The 16,336-nt window shown below is 35.5% G+C and carries 12 protein-coding genes; 2 read left to right on the forward strand and 10 right to left on the reverse strand.

Features of this window, described 5'->3' with window-relative positions:
- Positions 1 to 72 precede the first annotated feature (72 nt).
- From KHA97_RS11735 to KHA97_RS11770, 8 genes are all read right to left on the reverse strand, one after another.
- Entirely contained in the window at positions 73 to 1,458 is a 1,386-nt protein-coding gene (locus tag KHA97_RS11735) for an O-antigen polymerase (RefSeq protein ID WP_213124925.1), read from the reverse strand.
- Between the two features lie 40 nt (positions 1,459 to 1,498).
- Complete coding sequence (gene wecB, locus KHA97_RS11740) at positions 1,499 to 2,551, reverse strand: non-hydrolyzing UDP-N-acetylglucosamine 2-epimerase (protein WP_213124926.1); 1,053 nt, start codon at positions 2,549 to 2,551, stop codon at positions 1,499 to 1,501.
- Positions 2,548 to 3,972: an oligosaccharide flippase family protein gene (locus KHA97_RS11745; RefSeq protein ID WP_213124927.1), complete on the reverse strand. Its 1,425-nt coding sequence runs from the start codon at positions 3,970 to 3,972 to the stop codon at positions 2,548 to 2,550. Before KHA97_RS11745 ends, wecB begins: the two co-directional genes overlap by 4 nt.
- Positions 3,973 to 4,704, reverse strand: coding sequence for an acyltransferase (locus KHA97_RS11750; RefSeq protein ID WP_213124928.1), 732 nt, complete (start codon positions 4,702 to 4,704; stop codon positions 3,973 to 3,975). It abuts the gene before it with no gap.
- 19 nt (positions 4,705 to 4,723) lie between these two features.
- Entirely contained in the window at positions 4,724 to 6,037 is a 1,314-nt protein-coding gene (locus tag KHA97_RS11755) for a nucleotide sugar dehydrogenase (RefSeq protein WP_213124929.1), read from the reverse strand.
- A complete protein-coding gene (locus KHA97_RS11760) occupies positions 6,034 to 7,062 on the reverse strand; it encodes a Gfo/Idh/MocA family protein (protein ID WP_213124930.1) in 1,029 nt (342 codons plus the stop codon). Before KHA97_RS11760 ends, KHA97_RS11755 begins: the two co-directional genes overlap by 4 nt.
- Positions 7,055 to 7,798, reverse strand: coding sequence for a hypothetical protein (locus tag KHA97_RS11765; RefSeq protein ID WP_213124931.1), 744 nt, complete (start codon positions 7,796 to 7,798; stop codon positions 7,055 to 7,057). The genes KHA97_RS11760 and KHA97_RS11765 overlap by 8 nt, the downstream gene beginning before the upstream one ends.
- Before the next feature lie 93 nt (positions 7,799 to 7,891).
- A complete protein-coding gene (locus KHA97_RS11770; RefSeq protein WP_213124932.1) occupies positions 7,892 to 9,001 on the reverse strand; it encodes a DegT/DnrJ/EryC1/StrS family aminotransferase in 1,110 nt (369 codons plus the stop codon).
- A gap of 214 nt (positions 9,002 to 9,215) precedes the next feature.
- On the opposite strand from KHA97_RS11770, the gene secA reads away from it, so the two are divergent.
- Positions 9,216 to 11,579, forward strand: a complete 2,364-nt coding sequence (gene secA, locus KHA97_RS11775) for a preprotein translocase subunit SecA (protein ID WP_213124933.1) — start codon at positions 9,216 to 9,218, stop codon at positions 11,577 to 11,579.
- Positions 11,580 to 11,581: 2 nt separating this feature from the next.
- Positions 11,582 to 12,388 (forward strand): accessory Sec system S-layer assembly protein, encoded by an 807-nt coding sequence (locus KHA97_RS11780; protein WP_213124934.1) that lies wholly within the window; start codon positions 11,582 to 11,584, stop codon positions 12,386 to 12,388.
- Between the two features lie 69 nt (positions 12,389 to 12,457).
- Here KHA97_RS11780 and KHA97_RS11785 read toward each other — a convergent pair whose 3' ends face one another.
- Both KHA97_RS11785 and KHA97_RS11790 read right to left on the reverse strand, forming a co-directional pair.
- Positions 12,458 to 13,486, reverse strand: a complete 1,029-nt coding sequence (locus KHA97_RS11785; RefSeq protein ID WP_213124935.1) for a D-glucuronyl C5-epimerase family protein — start codon at positions 13,484 to 13,486, stop codon at positions 12,458 to 12,460.
- Between the two features lie 225 nt (positions 13,487 to 13,711).
- Positions 13,712 to 16,291 carry a WD40 repeat domain-containing protein gene (locus tag KHA97_RS11790; protein WP_213124936.1) on the reverse strand — a complete coding sequence of 860 codons (2,580 nt, stop codon included), beginning with the start codon at positions 16,289 to 16,291 and terminating at the stop codon, positions 13,712 to 13,714.
- Positions 16,292 to 16,336 lie beyond the last annotated feature (45 nt).

Raw genomic sequence — 16,336 nt, forward strand, 5'->3', positions numbered from 1 at the left:
CGAAAAGCGGAAGGCGCTCAACAAAGTTTTAATTTTTTAAATAACCTTAGCATTAACTAAAAATGCGGTTGGCTAATTGCCAACCGCATTTTTATTTTTCCCTAAGTGATTTCTTATTTTTCTATACTCTCTTTTTAATAAGATTAACAAATAAGGTGCTAACAGAATAACTAACACGGCGACCCATAATGTATTGAGAAGAAAGTCTGCGAATCCTCCAATCACTACCCGAGGAATACTCACCGTAAAATAAACAAACAACGATAAAAACAGCGGGTTTTTAGGCAGGCGTGTAAATATGATATATATCACTTGTACATATACACCAATGTAAATTGTACCTAGAATCACACCCAAATATCCAAAGTTAGCAAATGCTTCTGCTGCAAATAATGTATTCAAAACGCCTGCAGTTCCTGCCTCTACTCGTTCTGGGAAGAATACTTCCATGGCAAGTCGGGCAGAGCGAATCTGTTCCAAATCATACAAATGTAGTAATGATGATGGTAGGCTTTGACCCATTAATAAAGGCTCGCGACCAGTAAAAAGATCTAAATGAAGATACAAAGGGCCAATCTGTGACAAAATCAAACGACCAATGGGTCCAGAATTATAGGATAAATATTGATGTACATCAGTTACTCCAGAGATTAAAACATACATAGTAACAAGCCCAACTGCAGCTATGGCACCAAATAACGCCATTTTAAACCATGTTAGTCTGAGTATGCCCATGTAAATTAATAGTAAGATAAACATTAATGCGTAAAAGAAAATGGGACCTTTTGCAAGATCGTACGTTTGCATAAAAATGGCACATGAAAAAGTAATAAAAAATAACACTATCCATTTTAACTTCCGTGTTTTATTGGCATAAACAAACGTGATCATCGACAAAATCGGGGCCAAGGTAATTCCAAAGACATTACGTATGATTGTGTTTCCCGTAAATCCATGAGATGCCTCAATCCTCAACTGGCTTAGATTATCCCCACCTAATATTAGTGATAAAAGTGGGATTGCCTTAAGATGATAGACAGTATACGCCACTGACATCAATGACAATAACGACATGCAACTGTACATAAAAAAGTAATATTTATCTAAATCGACTTCATTCTTGATGGGAGACTCAAGATAAGTGTTAAATTCTCTTTCCGAATTAAACCCGGTCAATGTCTTCACTATAAACATCGTTAATGGTAAAAGGATCATAACAATCGAAACTACGATAAATCCTTCTAACCTAAAATAATCACTGGATAATAACCTGGTCATGTAATGGTTATCTATTTTTAGAACAATTAAAAGTGATCCTATATAGGAAGAAATAAGCAGTGAATAATAAAAAATAATCGAAAGCAAATTCGGTTTCAATAATGACATTGAACCAGCCGAGCTCTTAAAAAGACAGAAAGATATTACCACTACCATTCCCCAGAGGGCAATGTATTGCATCCTGTTACTCCTTTCGTGTTGTACATAGCTTCCAGTTAGTTTACTTCATCAATATTTTAGTTATTGCCTCCGAGGCCTTACCATCACCAAAAACTGATGGATAAGAAGAATTGGATGGTTGGTAGACGGCGTTCACAATCTTTTTGGCATCCGATCCAACCAATAGATTAGCACCATTTTCAACTGTTTCTACCCATTCTGTCTCATCTCTCAATGTTACACAAGGAATATTCAAAAAGTACGCTTCTTTTTGAACACCACCTGAATCAGTCATAACTTTTTCCGCATCCATAACGAGGCGAAGCATATCCAGATATCCTACAGGATCAATTACTTGGAGCCCTGGTATTTCATTAAGATTAATTCCATATTGTTCTAATTTGTTCTTAGTTCTTGGATGAATTGGCCATACTTTTGTTTTTTCAATTTCTTTAAATGCATCAATAATTGCAAGCATTTTATTCGGGTCATCGGTATTCTCTGCTCGATGCAAAGTAATTAAAATATAGTCTTTAGAATTTATCCCTAAATTTTGAATAATCTTTGAATTTCCAGCTAAATTTCGATTATATAAGACTGCGTCATACATGACATCACCAATGTTAAAAACATTCTTTGTAATATTCTCTGCTTTTAGGTTTTTTACAGCAGTCTCAGTTGGACAAAATAAATAATCGGACACGTGATCTGTCATAATACGATTAATTTCTTCTGGCATTTTTTTGTTAAAACTTCTTAGACCAGCTTCAATATGAACTACCGGGATATGGATTTTTGCTGCTGCCAAGGCACCTGCTAAAGTTGAATTTGTGTCCCCATAAACCAATAAATAATCAGGGGATTCTTTCATAAGAATTTCTTCAATATTTGTAAGCATCTCACCCGTTTGTTTACCATGTGAACTAGAACCAACATGTAAGTGGTAATCTGGCTTTGGGATATTTAATTCCTCAAAGAAGATATCAGACATATTGGAATCATAGTGCTGTCCTGTATGAATAATCAATTCATCAAAATGCTTTCTTAATGCCCTCGATACAGGAGCAGCCTTGATAAACTGTGGTCTTGCACCAATTACTGTGATGATTTTCATTTTTTCGCCCCCACTCTCTTAACATTTAGATAAATAATAACTATCATGCCAAAGTAAAATAGCCAAGATAAAATCGTGTATGCACCATTCAAATTGGTATACTCTTGAATATAGACTATTGACAGTAAAGATAATACTCCCGAAATAAATACCACAACTAAATTAAAAATCGATACTGGTACATGGTAAACTTTTTGACTCTTAATAAAGATTGCTATACATGCAAATAAGTAAGACAATACAACTGCTAGGGTTGCTCCCCATAAAGAAAAATTAGGTATTAATACGATATTTAAGCAAATACTGATGATTGCAGCGATGCCAAAGTAAATGGATATCGGATTTGTTTTCTTTGTTATGAACAATCCAACGGATATGATAAGGTAATAAAAATTTAAAAAGGTTCCTAAGCTAAGAACTGCAATATATTTACTAGCACTATGGAATTCAACCTTCGGAATCATCCAATGCAATATATATGGAATGAATGTGGCTATACCAAGTAAACCAAACATCCCTATAATGAGCACAAGTAAATATATATTTGCAAAAACTGTTTTCGCATCACTGCGATCTTTAATGGACATTGAGTAGGGTCTCCAAGCCATTTGTACGCTAGAGGTAAGCAACGTAATAACTGTTGCAAATTTCACAGCTACTCCATAAACACCCACATGTGCCAGACTATCGTATTGGCTTAAAAAAAAGCGATTTGACGAAGAAATTACCCAAAATGCTATAGATGCCGGAACAAGAGGAGCGGCATATATTAAAATTTCCTTTAAAAGAGGGAAATCAATCTTAAAAGTAAAGAAACGCTTTATATAAGGGAAAAGGAGAACTAGGATCGATATAGCACCTATGATACGAGCATAAAATATTACAGAAACTTCAGCATTCATGTACCGTAAAAACAAATAGGATAGAATGGCTACAGTTCCTAACCTCGATACCGTATAAACTACTACTTTTTTACTTAAAAACTCATAGCGAAAATAAGTAAGGACAAGTGTAATAACTGATTCTAAAAATAATACTACAAGGGCTATTTGAACAATAACTCCATAACCTGGCACTCCAAAAATTAACTTGGATATGAAATTCCCCGTAAAAATAGCTAATAATAATAACACTGAAGCTACCATTATTCTAAACATTAATACATTTCTTACGTACTTTTCTTTTTCTAGCTTGTCCTTTGTATCAAAATAAAAAAACGCTAACGCAGAATCAGTTCCGAATATAACGATAAAAGTTAACATTGAGGTAAAGGCGTCAACGTTTTCTAGAACCCCAAGCTGTTCAGCTCCCAAGTAAGATGTATAAATAGGAAGCATTAAAAAGGCAATTAGTTTTGTACCTACATTCATTAAAGCGAAAAGGAGGGAATCTCCCCCCAATCGCTTGAGATGTTCTAACAATTATAACAGCTCCCGTTCATCTACCATCTTGGAAATTTTAGCCGGGAACCCTTTAACAACCGTTTTCTCTTCAGTATTCTTCGTAACCAATGCTCCTGCAGCTACGAACGTTTCTTCTGCTATAATCACACCTGGCAGAAGGATTGAAGCTCCTCCTACACGAGCTCCCTTTTTAATGGTTGCTCCTTTAATCTTAGAAAATCTTTCTTCTGTTCTACCCATGAAATTATCATTTGTTGTGACTACACATGGGGCAACAAAAGCAAAATCTTCCAAATTAGAATGTGCTGTAATATAGGCGTTAGATTGTACCTTGACACGTTTTCCAATTGTTACAAAGTTCTCAATAGTAGCACCCCTGCCGATAATGCACTCCTCTTTAATTTGAACATTTTCACGAACAGTGGCGAGGTCCGCAACCAATGTGGATGGACCAATTTCCGCTCCTGCATAAAGTACAGAATTAGAACCGATCGTAACCCCTTCACCTAATACCAGCGGCTGTATTTCTCCGGATAACTTCATAGTACTAGTCTTTGCGGGTGTAGGTTGTTTCCCAAGAACGGCTCCATCAGCAATTCGAACGCCTTTTGCTACTTTGGTTCCTTGATAAATAGTAACATGGTTACCTATTTGAACATCTTCACCTAGAGTGACACCCTCTTCGATTACATTGAAATATCCCATTTTTACAGAATCATGTATTTTGACTGATTCATGGATCATATTCATGATTAACCGCTCCTAAAACTTATAGTTTAAAATATTTTTTCGGTTTCTTTTTAACGTCTTTCAATGCATTCCTGGTATCAAAAACAACGTCACTTGTTTCAGCAATTAATTCATAATCAAATGTTGAATGATCTGTCGTAATAATGACTAAATCAGCATTTTTAAGTATCTCTTTACTAAGTGGTTCAGTATTAATTACTTCCCGGCCACATTTAAAATTATCTACATAAGGATCTACTGCTGTTACTAATGCACCTTCTTTTTTCAAATTTGAAAGAATAGACAGTACAGGAGACTCTCTGACATCATCAATATCCTTTTTATAAGCAATTCCAAGTAGAGCAATTTTCGCTCCACGCATTGCTTTACCTGATTCATTTAGAATTCGCATCGAGCGATCGACAACAAATTCAGGCATAGCATTATTAATTTCTCCAGCTATCTCAATCAATCGAGTATGATAGTTATACTCTCTTGCTTTCCATGTTAAATAAAATGGATCAATAGGAATACAATGTCCTCCTAAACCTGGTCCTGGATAAAACGCCATGAATCCATAGGGTTTCGTTTTCGCTGCATCTATAACTTCCCACACATCGATTCCCATACGGTCACACAACAATGCCATTTCATTTGAAAGAGCGATATTAATATGTCGGAATGTATTTTCAAAAATCTTTTCCATTTCTGCAACTGCCGGGCTAGAAACTTCAAATACATCACCATCTAATACTTGGCGATAAAGCATTGAAGCTACTTCCGTACAGTTTTTAGTTACTCCACCTACAACTTTAGGAGTATTTTTTGTGTTATAAAATTTATTCCCTGGGTCTACACGTTCAGGTGAATAGGCGATAAAAATAGTTTCTCCAACTTTAAATCCTTTTTCTTCAAAAGCCGCCACAATAATTTCTTCCGTTGTACCTGGATATGTTGTAGATTCTAATACTACTAACATTCCTTCATGTGCATACTCAGCAATTGCCTTTGCCGAACTTTTTACATATGACGTATCTGGTTGCTTATGAAGGTCTAACGGAGTTGGTACACATATCGCAACTGCATCTACATCTTGAATTTTAGCATAGTCGGTTGTTGCTGATAATAACCCACTATTTACCATTTCATGAAGATCAGCAGGTAGTACATCACCTATATAATTTATACCATTATTCACCATATCCACTCTTGATTGTTGAACATCGAACCCTATTACATGGTACCCTGCTTTTGCTTTTTCTACCGCCAGTGGTAGTCCAACATAACCGAGTCCTACAACTCCTACAACCGCTTGACGTGTTTCTATTTTCTCTAACAATGATTTCATACTCATATTTCCTTCTCCTTACCTAATATGATTCGTTCTCCTGTTTCAGACGATTTTAACATAGCTTCGATTAGCTGGATTGGAGCTAATCCATCATTACCACTTACAACAGGTTGACGATCTTCCTTAATGGCTGTCACCATGTCTTCAATAATACATTGATGACCAGGTTTTCCAAATGGATCTTCTTTGATTCTATCTATATATTCATCACGTTTTTCATCACTAATTCCCTCAATATTCCATGTTTCAATATAATTAGCATTTTTACCGCTGATTTTTACACTACCTTTTTCACCAAAAATAGCAATCGATTCTTCGAGATTTTCTTTATAAATTGTAGTCGCCGCTTCAATAACTCCTAGCGCTCCACTTTCGAACTCAACAACACCTAAAGCTACATCTTCCGTCTCAATATTTCTCAATCGTGTAGCGGACATAGCTTGGACTGATTTAACAGGACCCATTAACCATAGTAATAGGTCAATATTATGGATTGCTTGGTTCATAAGAACACCGCCATCATACTGCTTTGTCCCACGCCAAGCAGCTTGATCATAATATTCCTGTCCACGATTCCATCTTACTGTTATATTCGCATGGCTTAGTTTTCCTAACATCCCTTTGCTCATCGTCTCCTGTAATAACTGAATCACAGGTCGAAAACGGTTCGGATGAACTATCGATAATTTTACATTTGCTCTCTTCGCAGCGTCAATAATCTCCATAGAATCATCACAATTTAACGCCATAGGTTTTTCTAATATGATATGTTTTCCATAGGACGCTACAATCTTCGCTAATGGCGCATGTAAACCAGATGGTACGCAAATATTAACCACATCAATATCCGTCTGTTTTTGTAGCATATCTTCAAGGTCTTTATAGATAGGGTACTTCCCTTCAAATTCTTTTAAGCGATCAATATTAGTATCACATACGGCAGCTACTTGTGCATTATCTATTTGATCTATAGCCTGGATATGTTTATTTGCTATATGCCCCATCCCTACAATTGCGAACTTAATCATTATATCCCTGCTCTCTAGCGAATGTAATATACTTCCATAACATGAGTATCAAAATTGACAAAAAAAGACCTGAAATAAAACCTACAATCGTGTTTCCTACCACATTCCCTTTATTTTTCTCAATACTTTCTCCGTAAACGATTGGTTCTTCCGCAAGGGCTAAATCTTTCTCATTAGCATTAATATCTCTTGTAAATTCAGCAATTATATCAGCTCTTTTGGTCATAGCTTGGGCTACGTCAACCTTTTCGGATTCTGTTAATTGGTCCCATTTTATGGCATTAATTTTCTCTTTTTCATTTTCATTTGATGTTAACTGTTTTGTAAAATTATTCAATTTTTTTTCAGTTAGATTTTTTCTCAAATTAAAAGCATTAACGAGCCTCTCTGAGAAATCTATACGAAGGAATTCAAGCTGCTTTTCGACACTATCCTTATTAGTGCCAATCACCTTAAATTGGACTCGTGATTTCCGTAACACCTTTGCCGAGAACATAACATTATCATCTATCTTGTCTTTATACATATTCTCAATCAATTCATTATCAGTAAGCTCATCATTAATATTAAGGGAAGAAGTATAAAAATTTACTTTACCTTCATATCCTTTAACATTCATTAGTGATACAAGCGCTGCAGCAGCCGCTAATATGATTGGCAACAGCAATAAGACCCATTTCTTCTGCCAAAAAAACAATAAATATTCATAAAATACAAATCTTTTCTCATTTTCCATTTTATTACCTCACAATTAATAGTTCATAATTGACGAAAAATAAGGAAGTCTCCTTTTATTCATATCGAAAAGAAGGCGACTTCCTAATAGTAGTTATTGAAAGAATTTCACAATCGAATCCACTACATATTGTTGTTGTTCTTCCTTAAGCTCTGGAAACATCGGGAGAGAAATTGCTTCCTTTACCGCCTTTTCAGTTTGAGGGAAATCTCCTTCTTTGTATCCGAGATCCGAAAAAACAGGTTGTAAATGTAAAGGGACAGGATAGTAAATCATTGTTGAAATTCCATTTTCTTTTAGATGATTTTGTAGTTCATCACGTTTCTCTACACGAATCGTATATTGATGGAAAACATGATAACTATCTTTAGATTCAACAGGGGTGATCAATTGCCCAGCAACTTTACCTGTCAGCATTTCGGTATATCGGGAAGCTATCTTCCTCCGTTTTTTTCCCCACTCATCCAAATGAGGGAATTTTACATTCAGGATGGCAGCTTGCATTTCATCTATCCTGCTATTATACCCCAGTACGTGATGATGATATTTTGGCTTACTGCCATGTACTCTAATGACACGCATCTTTTCCATCAAGTCATCATTATTGGTAACGACCATGCCTGCATCACCATATGCCCCAAGGTTTTTCGTAGGGAAAAAGCTTAAAGTCGCAGTATCCCCTAATTCTCCAACATGATGTCCTCGATGTGTTGCTCCTATTGCCTGAGCAGCATCTTCAATAACATATAAATTATGTGCTTTTGCAATTTCATTAATTTTCGTCATATCTGCCATTTGGCCATATAGATGAACTGGAATAATTGCTTTTGTTTTAGCTGTAATTTTATCTTCAATTTGATTAGCATCAATATTAAATGTCACTGGATCAATATCAACAAAAACAGGAGTTGCATTGCAGCGGGCAATTGCTCCTGCTGTTGCAAAGAATGTAAAGGGAGTTGTGATCACTTCATCCCCCTCTTTTACTCCACAGGCCATTAGGGAAATGTGAAGGGCATCACTTCCATTTGCAACGCCCACTCCGTGCTTGACATTGCAATATTCAGCAATACTACTTTCTAATTTTTTTACGTTACTCCCCAAAATAAATTGAGAGGATGTCATAACTTCATCTAGTACACCCAAGATGTCTTCCCTTAATGTTTTATATTGTTCAGATAAATCAAGCATAGGAATTTTCATTGATTCTCGTCCTTTCAAATAATAAGAACATTCTTCACTTATGATATTTTACCACAAAATTTTATCATATCATGCATTTTACTACAAATTTATCTGGGTCTCTCATCTTATCGAAAAATGAAAATGCAATTTCACATATTACCATATAGCAAATTGCTTAATTATGGTATAATTTTATTTATTATTCGATTCAAAACAGAGGTGCAAATATTTAATGTCCACTTTGCAAAATCATTTTATGAAATTTAAATCCCGGTTGCATATGAACAAATTATTGGCAACGGTAAACCAAATAAATGCATTGGAAAATAAATTTGAAAAACTATCACAAGATGAGCTTATACAAAAAACAAAACAATTAAAGATACAATTAAAAGAAGGAAAAGCAATTAATCAATTGACAGTTGAAGCATTTGCTATGGTTAGAGAAGCATCGAAAAGAACAATCGGCCAAAGACATTATGATGTTCAATTACTTGGCGGTCTCGTATTGGCAGATGGTAATATAGCTCAAATGGAAACAGGGGAAGGTAAGACACTCGTTGCTTCATTGCCTAGCTTTTTATTTGCTCTCCATGGAAAAGGTGTACATGTTATAACTGCAAATGAATATCTTGCAAAAAGAGATTTAGAAATAATTGGCCAGATTCACCAATATCTTGGCCTCACCATAAGTTTGAACGTTTCTGACCTCTCGCCCGAAGAGAAACAAGCCGCCTATTCCAGCGACATTATTTATGGAACGGGAAGTGAGTTTGGTTTTGATTATTTGCGTGATAACATGGAATTTAATATAAAAAATAAAGTTCAGCGTGGCCATAATTTTGCGATTATCGATGAAATTGATAGCATCCTCATCGACGAGGCACGTACACCTTTAATAATTGCAAATAAATCAAATATCTCCTCGGAGCTCTTTCAGATTACTTCAAAAATAGTTAAAAGTTTTACAGAAAAAATAGATTATGAATTAGATCTTCCATACAGACAAGTGCAATTGACTGAAAAAGGAGCAAGAAAAGTAGAAAAAGCATTTGGTATTGACAATATATACGATGCTGAGCACCAAATATTGCTGCACTTTATTACTCAGTCGATGCAAGCACAATTCATTTTCCGAAAAGATACGGATTATATTGTACGTGAAGGTAAAATAGAGTTAGTAGACGCCTTTACTGGAAGAGTGATGGATGGCAGAACCTTGAGCAACGGCCTTCACCAGGCAATTGAGGCTAAAGAAAATCTAGAAATCAATGAAGAAAATGAAACACAAGCTTCTGTCACTGTACAAAATTACTTCCGTATGTATAAAACACTTTGCGGTATGACAGGGAGTGCAATCCCAGCTCAAGAAGAGTTCAATGATATATATGGACTAGATGTCATTGAAATACCTACGAATCGGCCTAAAATACGTCAAGATTTTCCAGATGTTGTGTATTCTACGTTACAATCTAAATACGAAAAGATTATTAAGGAAGTGCAGCATTATCACGGGCAAAAAAGACCGATCTTACTTGGAACGACCTCAATCGAACAATCAGAAAAACTTTCATTACTCTTGAAAAAACACGGGCTAAAACATCAATTGCTCAATGCTAAAAGTGAGGAACAAGAGGCACAATTAATTGCTCTTGCTGGTCAAGAATCACAAATTACGATAGCGACTAATATGGCAGGTAGAGGAACAGACATTCTTTTAGGAGATGGCGTAGCGAAACTTGGCGGACTTCATATAATTGGAACAGAGCGCCATGAAAGCAGAAGAATCGATATGCAACTTCGAGGAAGAGCAGGAAGGCAAGGAGACCCAGGAACAACTCAATTTATTATCTCTCTTGAGGATGACCTAATGCTCCAATATGATGACGAAGAATTGGAAAAGTGGAGAAAAAAAATGAAAACCGATGCCTTAGGAGAGATTATTTCCCCTAATCCGCAACAGTTTGTAAACTTGATTCAGGAAACGATTGAAAACACTCACTTTTCTTCACGTGTGCATCTACTTAAATTAGATGATATTGTTGATCAACAGCGAAAAAGCACGTATTATAAACGAGACAAATTATTGTTAAAAGAAAATATTCCTTCTATTTTGATATCTGAAATAGAACAAGCATTAAAAACTCTTATTAATGATGTCTCAGAAAATGATCGTGAAATAAATGAAGATAGAATTCAACATATATTTACTAGACTATCCTTAATGCTACCAATAGTTAAAGATATTGAAATAAGTAGTTTTTCAGACAAAGAAGATCTCTCTAAGTATATTTTCTCTCGCTTTTCTTCATACAAACAACATTTAACGCAGTTTATTATGCATGATGAAAACTTACTAGCCATTCAAAGGATTTTATTACAGAATCTCGATCAGCATTGGATTGATCACATGAATACAATGGAAACTTTAAAAGATGGGATCACTTTAAGGAGTTACAGCCAGGAAGACCCTTATAGAATATTCGTAATGGAAGCTCACAATGCTTACGATGAAATGACAAAGAGCTATCAATTATCTATTACGAATCATATCTATGCTTTCATAAAAAGCGATGACCAACACGAAGAGGTGTAATTATGTCCGAAAATAAGCATATCGAAACCACGTTATCTATTCACCCAGAATGGGATTTATCACAGCAGGAAATTTATGTTTATCAATTTCAACATCAACAACTTCCGCCTATGGAAAAAAATCAACTGCAAATTGTGGGGAATAAACTAGAAGACTATGAAGACTTTTTTGTCGTCACTGCTTATGTTCGCTCAACACTAGATAAGGAGATTACTTTTGAGGTTCTCAATTTAGTTATATTGGATGAAGATCAAAATACACTCGCAAGAAAAAGGTTTGATATGGAAATTTTCGGAAATCTCCCGCCTTTTTCTAGCCGACCATGGAAATTCTTATTCCATAAAGAGGATAATGAGCATAAGTCTATACCTACTGAAGGTTGGACTATAGCATTTGAATTAGAAAAAAGAAAAGAAGAAACAAAACATGAATTAATGCTAGACGCGAGTTGGGAAAAATCCGTTACGGATGAACAAAAACAGTATCTCAGGGAACTAGTGGAGAAATTACCGCCTTTAAAAGAGAATGAAGTGAATTTCATTGGGATCCAAGCAAAGTTTACTGACCAGGGCGGATTAGCAACTACTTTGCTGATTCGAAATGGATCAGCAGAAGCCATTCGACTGGAGGAGCTGCCCCTTCAAATAATGGATGCACAGAAAAATGTTGTTGCATCAGGCTCTTTCAAACTTAATGATTTTATCATTAATGCCAATACGAGTAAACCATGGACATTCATATTCCCTCAAAACTTATTAGAAAATAAAAACCCAGATTTATCAAAATGGACTGCTCAAGTTCCAAGATAAATACAAAAAGTGCTACATTTTTCTTATTCTGTAGCACTTTTTTACATTTTGTATAATTACATATTATAATTACTCAATTTTTTCTACGTACCCTATCCATCTATCTCTATATGACTTTAGATAAGTGTCTCCTGTTACTGTATAGAGTCCATGTAGTAAATATATGTGTACTTTATGGTAAAAAACATTAATGTGTGGCTGCTGTCTATTGACTAGATGTGTGAGGTCATAAGATGTAAATCCCCCCAAGTCATACTTACTGAGCATCAGCTTTAACGAAGCTATTCCTTCTTTGAATAATTTTTCAGCTGTAATCTGTCCATGATCTGTTCTTGCTCCTGCCACATGAGACCAGTCATATAACCCTACAAGTGTAAACATGTATCCATTCAAAGTGTAGTTATCTGGTGTTGATACGTACTCTTCAAACCAAATATTATCTTTCCATGATTTGCTCATATCTGCTAAGGTGGTCATAACTCCTCCTTTTTGCTTTGGAGTCATTAGGAAGTTTAATGCATTTTTACCTGCCCTCTTGTACTTTAGGTTCCAGTCTAATTCGTACGCTCTTGATAGTACACTTAATGCTTGTCCTTGTGCTAATGCTGAAACCCACCCTGGTTTATAGACTACTCCAATATGGTTGATGGTATGGGTGAAATCTAATCTAAAAGCACCATCTTTACTTTGCAACTCTAAAAGTTTATCTGCATGTGCGTAGAACTTTCGTTTGATATCATCATCTTGTGTTTTTAAATACTTACCATATACTTTTAAAGCTGATTGTGCAACTGATACAGGATTGTAGTGGTAGTTGCCTCTATATTGTGTCATTGGTACTCCATCATTATCAAACTTAAATACTGGGGATGGAAAACCCTTACGGTCACTAAAGTTAAAGTAGTCCCCTTTTCGATCATACTGTTCCATGTAAATTGTGTGGGTGTGATTTTCTGCTTTATACTGCTTTAGCGAATCCAGTACTACCTTACTATAAATTGTGCTGGCTTTGACTTTTGGGTTACTTACTCCAAGTACTGAAGCGAAAATGATCCCCAGAACGAGAAGATAAGTAAATGACTTTTTTATTCTCTTCATTAATTCCCCTACTTACTGTTTTTCACCATATTAGGTGGTACTCCCTATTATGTTCGTTTAAAAATCTACTTTTTATATTATTTTCTACTCTGTTGTTTTACTACATCCAATTGGTTGTTCTACAATCCTTACAGGATTTACATACACCATTTACTTCCATTTGTTCACTTCAACACTCACTACACCTATCTCATTTTAGGGAGGAATATGGGGGGGCAATCCCCCCTAATTCTTCCGATAATCAAATACTTCTTTTTTAAACTTTAAATAGTAGCCATTTCCAATATCCATTATATTGTCATTCGCATGAAAGACAGTATATGTTTCCCCAGGATTCACTTTGAATACGGGTTCCTCTTCACCGTATTGATACATCCAAGTTTCCTTCAAGACCTTGGCAGTTCCTACATAATAGGTAACATTTTGGTCCTTTTGAATAGTATATCCTCCACCTACATCATATTCATTTTCATCATAATTATAAACTCGTAATTCTGCCCCTGGCTCAACCATTTTATATAAAGAGCCATCTGGTTTATACATGGGAACCGCTACACTCGAAACCACTCTTCCAATATATGTAGCAACTTTGTGCCCTTCATGATAAATATAATATCCTCCACCAGTATGGTAGTATCTACCTTCTGTTCCATAAACTCTATAAAACCCTTTTGCTCTCAGCGTTTGATAAGGAATCATGGCACCATTCGTTTTTTTATACAACACGAGTGGCTGTTTTGCATATGCTCTAGCGACAGGAATAAGCGAATCATCCGTTGTGATATAAGGAAGTTCTATTTTCAAAGGATCAATGATATCCTCATCAGACAATGCGTTTATATGGATTTTCCACAAATTTGAACCACTATTAAAATATAAGTCATCTTGTAGATCTTTTGCCAAATTGTAGACATCATTTGTCCTGTATATTGATATCTTCATAGTAAAAGGATTTACGCTAAAAAACGTTCCTTGAATGGTTCCATATAGATAGCCATCCTTGCCAACAAGCAAAGATTCATTTTTTGTCATCCCTTTCACAGGCGTTGACGTTACTGGCGTAACAATGGATGCCTTTGTTTCAGGATTGTACACAAATATTTTATTATCAATAATCCCCCAAACCCGGTTATCTTTAGTAATCGCCAATGCTGATACCATAAGTGAATAATCAACAGGCAAGTCGATTTCAACAGGTTTTTTTTCAAGATCGTCAACTTTCAGGGCTATAAGTTTTGCGCCTGATTCTGACTTTATTCCTTGACCATTGTATACTGAAGTTCCGACGTATAACGTCTTATTCTCTGGAAGATAAGCGAGTGAGAAGATACTCTGGCTAGGAGAAATTTCTTTATTATAAATGACTTTATTATTCTTCAAATCATAGATTGATACATATCCACTATTACTCCCTCTCATTGGGTATGTTCCAACAAACAAACGATTGCTTTCTTCATCCGCAGTCATGGCTAAAGGACGATCCTGATTTAAGTGATCTAACGAAAATAATTGTTTAGGATTTTGCCCCATAAGCCATGGTTGGTTAGGGTTAAATTGAAATATCTTTGATGATGGATAAACGCCAATAAAAGCTTGATCGTTTGCAAAGGTCGCTGCCTCCATTTGACCAATTCCTGTGTTTGTATATCGTTCTTTGGTTAGAGGATCGTAGATTGATAAACTACCAGAAATAAAGCCAGAACTAAAAATGGAGCCATTTGGACCATTCCCAATTTTATAAATTTCGACAGCCTGAGGGGGAAGTTCTAACATTCTCATAGAAAATTTTTTATTTTGTATATCAAAAGAGTAGAATCTACCTTTATTACCTGCAAGACCCACAAGCATATCTTTTCCTGATGATGAAGGTATTAAATCTAAAGAAACCGCACTAGATCCATATAAATCAGAATTTATCTTCTCCGAATGATTTGAGAGATAGTTATATTTATATAGAGAACCTTTATTGCTATAAAAAATACTATTCTCATCTTTTATTTTAGGTGATACGCCTATAGAATCCGCCTCAATCGTTTGTACATATTTATTTGAATTGATTTCATACTGAAGAATAAGCGGTTTTCCCTCAAACTTAATAAACAAACGGCCATCTACAACTTCCAGATGATGAATAGAAGACATCTGGCTATACTCCAAGGGCAAGATGTTTTCTTTAACGTTCGTCTTTAAGTCCCATTTTATAAGAGCAGCAGGTGAACCTACTCCAATATAAAGAACATTGTTGACTTGATCAAATGCTACACTTCTTGCAAATTGACGTCCTTTCATGACTTGGCCAAAGTCAACAAATCCTTCTTTCTCATTATATGAAAATATACTTCCACCATATGAAGTAACTCCAAATACTCTCTTATTCTTTGAATCATAGGCTAAATCCCAAATCACAGTATTCGATGGGGTGGATACCTTGCCGAGATCTGTAAGTACTTGGCTATTCATATTGTATGTATATAGATGTTCGTCAGGAGTAGTTCCAATCCAGACTAGACCATCTTCTCCTATTTCAATTGCCCATGCTGCATTTGCTTTTCCAAGATCTTTAATATCAATAATTTGATTATTCCATATGTCAATTACTGCAAGCTTCGCTGGCTCTCCTTGTAACAAAGCAAAATATAGGGGTCTCCCATCCTTATTAACCCCTGCTTTACCATTTATGACATTTAAATATTCCACTTGAGGTCCAAGGTTTTCAAATGGAGCATCCTTTGCTGAAACAAAGGGAGCGGGAATGATAAAGACCCCCGCCAACAAAAATAAAAATAGCACACTAACTTTTTTCAATGATTTAACCCCCTTTTTCATGTCTATCACATTGTAGTGTAATCT

It is taken from the genome of Lederbergia citri, from assembly GCF_018343625.1.
GTDB classification, from domain to species: Bacteria; Bacillota; Bacilli; order Bacillales; family Bacillaceae_C; genus Lederbergia; species Lederbergia citri.